Here is a 4,894-nt window from a genome sequence, read left to right as displayed (position 1 = left end):
GCCTTCCGAAGTATCCAGTCCAGCTCTGCGTGCAAAGACGATGTTGCATCCGAGGTAGACGCTGTCGCGATCTTTCCAGAAGACAGACTGGGGAATCGAATCGATGATCTGGGCCAGCGTATTTCGGCCCTGGCGCACCTTCTCCTCGGCCCGTTCGCGCTCCGCCAGTTCCCTGGTCAGGCTGCTGTTCGAGCGGAACAGTTCCGCGGTCCGCTCGGCGACCCGCAGCTCCAGCTCCTCCTTGGAGGCTATCAGGGCTATTTCGGCTTGCTTCTCCCTGCGCCACCTGACGTAGATCAGCCGTGACAACAAAAGGGTGACAATGACGAAGAGCGCCACCAGCGCCGTCATCCTGTAGAGGTCGAGCCACCAGGGCGCCAGGTAGTCGCTTGCTGCCAGCCCGACCGTGACGTAGAGCGGATAGCGGCCGACACCGCGGAAAGAGATCACCTGGCGGATACTGCCCGAGCCGTTGAGGCTGTAAAAGGTCCCCCTGCGCTCGCCGGCGGCGAAACGGCTCTCCAATTCAGGCGCGGCAGGCTGGGCCTCGGCGGGGCGCTCGAGTCCACGGGGCTTGGAATGGCCGACTATGAACCCCATCTCATGGTCCCGCAAGGTGATGGCGCCGCCGGAGCCGACATTGAAGGGGGAAATTATCCTCCTGAGCTCTTCGAGCGCTATGGTGCCGTAGACGATGCCGCCGAAAGTGCCGTCCGGCCTGTTGACGCGCCGTCCCGTGATCAGCACCCACTTTTTGCTGATGCGGCCGAAGTGGGGCTTCGATATCGCCAGCCCCGCTGCCGGGTTGTCGCGCAACTCCATGAAGAAGTCGCGGTCGGCGACGCTTATCCCTGCCCCGCTGGTGGACCCGGTTCCGAACAGGATCTTGCCGTCGGCGTCTACCATCCGCATGCCGTCCAATTGGGGTAGCCGACGATGCTGCCTGACCAGAAAGGACTGCATTGCGCCGCCGTCGAAACCGCCACGGCTCTCTGCCCTCTCCATCTCGTCCACCAGGGCAAGGAGGGCGATGTCGGTGGTATCGAGCATCCCGCCTATGCTGAACTCCAGGGCCTGGGAGAGGTTTTCGGTCTCGGTGCGGGCGCTGGATTGATGCTGGAGCCGGCTTTGGCGAAGAGAGACCAGTGCGACGGTGACCACGAAGAGATCGAGCAGCAGCACGATAGCTACCAACCATACGATGAAAACTCTCTCCGTCCGGGCATGCTGGATGTTTTCCGGGATATCTGCCATTTCTGTCCTTTGAAGACCTCCCCCACCGCTCCAAGTGCGGCTACGGGAATTGATTCGGGCAAAGAAGGTAACGCCCTCTGGTCTCCGGGCCTGCTTATCACAGCCCCGCCTGCATATCATTCACCGAGCGCTCACGGTGGCGACAACGCTACCGTCATCCCTCTTCGGCAGGTTGGGCAAATTCATTAGGGACTAGGGGCTAGAGGCTAGGGGCTAGGGGCTAAAGGCTGAGGTGGAGACTTGGGGGAGTTGTCGATTGTGTCGGGAGGTGGGTCGAATCGGGGGCGTGAGCCTGGGGTGCGGAGCCCGCGGTCGGCTCCCCCTGTCGGCATGCACTGGCTTACGAGGGGGAGCGCACCGGGCGTGTGACATCAACCCGGAACTAGCCGGTCCGGCCGTACAATCTCTCGCTGCTCTGGAAGGCCCTTTTGACCCGGGTCAGGAGACCGATCTCCTTCACCGGCTTCAGCACGAAATCGAAGAAGCCCTTCTCCAGCGCCTCCTTCTCTTCGTCGGGGGTCGCCGCAGCCGTCATGAGGATGACAGGCATGAAGCGGAACTCGGGGATGTTCCTTATGGCGAAAAGGAACTCGTAGCCGCCAAGCTTCGGCATCACCTTGTCGGTGATCACCAGCTTGGGCTTGAGCGCGAAAATCTTGGCGAAAGCCTCCATCCCGTCTATGGCGGTTTCTACCGTGTATCCCTGCTTGGTCAGTATCCTGGCCACCATCTCCCGCACCAACTGGTCATCTTCGACCAGGAGAATGGTATTGCTTCCCGGCCCGAAAGCGGTCTGGCCGAGGTAATGCCTGGCGATGGCCCGGTTTATTTCGGAGCGGGTGGAAACGTAAAGGATGATCTTGAGGTTGTGCTGGGAGGCGATCTCCTGGAAAAGCGAATCCATGGTCGGGTCGGCAACGGCCAGGCCGAGTTTGCCGTCGTCCACCTTCAGCGGAAAGATGGTGTTCTTGACCGCCATTTCCAGGGGTATGAGCCGCAGCACGTCCTTGGGATAGGCGTACCTGGAGAAATCAACGATCTTCCGGCAGCGGTACTGGATGGCCAGCGCCTCTGCCAACTCCTCCGGGGTAACCAGGCCGATCACCTCCAGCAGCTCCCCCAGGCGCATGTGCTTGCTCTTGGCATGGGCAACCAGCCGGTCCACGGAGACCTCGGCGAGGAGGCCACGTTCCGCAAAGATCTGTCCCAGCGGCTTGCGTGACGGGACGGGAGATGAAACATTACTTGTCTTGATCTCTTCGGTCATTACTAACTCTCTTCCAGCACATAATATTCTACAACGGTCTACCAGGATACATCGGCAATTTCCGGCGGAGCATTAATAATGAAAGCGAAGCCGTCGCGAAGTCAATACTTTTTTTCATCAAAGATTTCAGCTGAGAACGTCATTGGACAGTTCATTGGTATCATCAGGACGAGACGGGAAGTGGCGGGCAAGTTCGTTGCCGCACTCGGCGATGATGCAGCAGAGGGCCTCGGTGGCCTTCCCGGTGCGCATCCCGGTGGCGAGCCGGCCGGCCAGTGACCGCCAGTGGTCAGGGGCGATCTTTTCGTTGATGCCACGGTCCCCGAGTATCCAGACCTTTCGTTCCAGAAGTGAAATGAAGATCAGGACGCCGGTCTCCTCCCTGGTGCGGTAGAGCCCCTTCTGATAGAACGACGCCAGCGCCCTCTCCCGCACCGCTTCCGCCTGGCGGGCGGCTCCGGCGACGGAGAGCTTCAGCCTGGGAAAGCGCCGAAAGATGAAGTGGGCAGGGAAAAACAGCAGGAAGACCAGCGGGATGTAGGTCCAGATGGTCACGTGCTTCACCGCCACCGAGACCACGAGCGAAACCAGCCCCGCCAGCAGCACAGCTCCCAGCTTTTCCGCCTCAGGGTAACGGTCACTCTCGGGGACGACCATCACGGCGATCTCCCCGCTCGATTTGGACTCGGCCTCGGCTACCGCGCGACGGATCAGCCCCCTCTCATCATCATTGAAATAGCAATCAGGCATCTTTTCGTCAGACCTTTCCATTACCAATCTCCCGAAGCTCCGCCACCGCCGAAAGTCCCGCCGCCGCCGGAAAATCCTCCTCCGCCACCTCCGAAACCGCCACCGCCGAAGCCGCCCCCGAAGAAGGGGCCTCCGCCCCAAAAGCCGCCCCGTCCCCCCGAGGAGAAGAGGAAAGCGATGAAGAGCCCGATGAGGAAACCGACGAAGGCCAGCACGACCAGGGCGAATCCGCCAAGCCCGAAGGAGAGAGCCGCAGCCACCGGCAGGCCGACGGCTCCCGCCAGGCCACCCAAAATCTTCGAGATGCCACCGAGAAAGACGGAGGCGACGCCGACAAAGAGGAGCAGGGTGAAGATGGGATTGGCGCCTCTTTTCCCGTGCCTGATATCATTTCCTGTCGGCTCCGCCTGGTACTCGCCGCGCACGGTGGCCTCTATGGCATGCACGCCGGCGACGATGCCGCCGTCGAAGTCGCCGCGCTTGAAGGCCGGGGAGATCTCGTTCCGGATGATGCGCCCCGAAACCAGATCGGTCAGCTTCCCCTCCAACCCGCGTCCCACCTCGATGCGGATCTTGCGGTCGTTCTTCGCCACCAGGAGCAGAGCGCCGTTGTCCTTACCCTTCAGCCCGATCTTCCACGCCTCCACGACCTTGATGGAATATTCCTCGAGGACCTGTCCCTCCAATGAGGGAATGGTCAGCACCACGATCTGGGTGGAATCGCTTCGTTCGAAGTCGGCCAGCTCGGACTCCAGCTGCTGAGCCGCCTGCGGAGAGAGCATCGAGGCATAGTCGTTCACGTACCCGCGCAGAGGCGGGACCTCGACCGCGCCGCAAAAAGACGGCAGGATAATCAGCAAGAGTATTACGAGTGCTTTACGCATTCACTACCTCTACATTCTCGTCCCACTGCTCGACAGCCTCCCACACGAATCCCCCTCCCCGAGAGCCCCCCTCCCCTCGTGGGAGGGGGACAGGCTTGCGCGCCGAAGGGCGCTTCAGCCCGCAGGCACGGGGTGGGGGATGACGCCATCATTTCAGCACGCCACGACTAGAACTTCACCTTCGGCGCCTGTTTCGCCCCTTCCTCAGCGCGGAAGGGCTCCTTCCTGGCAAGGTGCAGCATGAGAGAATTGGTAAGCGAGTTGGGGAAGGTGCGAATGGTGGTGTTGAAATCCTGCACCGCCTGGTTGTAGCGCACCCTCGCCACGTTGATGCGATTCTCCGTTCCTTCGAGCTGGTTCTGCAGGTCCATGAAATTCTGGTTGGCCTTCAGGTCGGGATAGCGCTCCACCACCACCATGAGTCTCGACAGGGCTCCCGAGAGCTGCGACTGCGCCTGCTGGAACTGCTGCAGTTTCTGGGGATCGTTAACCGCGTCCTTTGAGACCTGCATCGATCCCACCTTGGCCCGGGCCTCGGTGACCGCCGTCAGGGTCTGCGACTCATGCTTTGCGTACCCCTTCACCACCTCCACCAGGTTGGGCACCAGGTCCGCCCGCCGCTGGTAAGCCGCCTCGACATCGCCCCAGGCGGCAAAGACCGCCTCCTCCTTGGCCTGCATCGTGTTATACCCGCACCCGGAGAGGGCGGCCAGGGCGGACAGGACAAGCACCAGAAAAC

The 4,894-nt window shown here is 61.4% G+C and carries 4 protein-coding genes and 1 pseudogene; all 5 read right to left on the bottom strand.

Going from position 1 to position 4,894, the window contains the following annotated elements; translation table 11 throughout:
- Positions 1 to 1,254, bottom strand: a pseudogene (locus tag AC11W3_RS11900) (hybrid sensor histidine kinase/response regulator); the annotation flags it as partial.
- A gap of 382 nt (positions 1,255 to 1,636) precedes the next feature.
- On the bottom strand, positions 1,637 to 2,521 hold the full coding sequence (locus AC11W3_RS11895) for a response regulator (protein ID WP_484090220.1): 885 nt from the start codon (positions 2,519 to 2,521) through the stop codon (positions 1,637 to 1,639).
- Positions 2,522 to 2,647: 126 nt separating this feature from the next.
- Positions 2,648 to 3,292 carry a TPM domain-containing protein gene (locus AC11W3_RS11890; RefSeq protein ID WP_484090221.1) on the bottom strand — a complete coding sequence of 215 codons (645 nt, stop codon included), beginning with the start codon at positions 3,290 to 3,292 and terminating at the stop codon, positions 2,648 to 2,650.
- Positions 3,292 to 4,155, bottom strand: coding sequence for a TPM domain-containing protein (locus AC11W3_RS11885; RefSeq protein ID WP_484090222.1), 864 nt, complete (start codon positions 4,153 to 4,155; stop codon positions 3,292 to 3,294). The genes AC11W3_RS11890 and AC11W3_RS11885 overlap by 1 nt, the downstream gene beginning before the upstream one ends.
- A gap of 167 nt (positions 4,156 to 4,322) precedes the next feature.
- Complete coding sequence (locus AC11W3_RS11880; RefSeq protein ID WP_484093074.1) at positions 4,323 to 4,889, bottom strand: LemA family protein; 567 nt, start codon at positions 4,887 to 4,889, stop codon at positions 4,323 to 4,325.
- Positions 4,890 to 4,894 lie beyond the last annotated feature (5 nt).

The sequence above is a fragment of the Geomonas sp. genome, assembly GCF_056994735.1.
The sequence above is the reverse complement of the archived record's forward strand: the minus strand, read 5'-3'. Positions and strand labels throughout refer to the sequence as shown.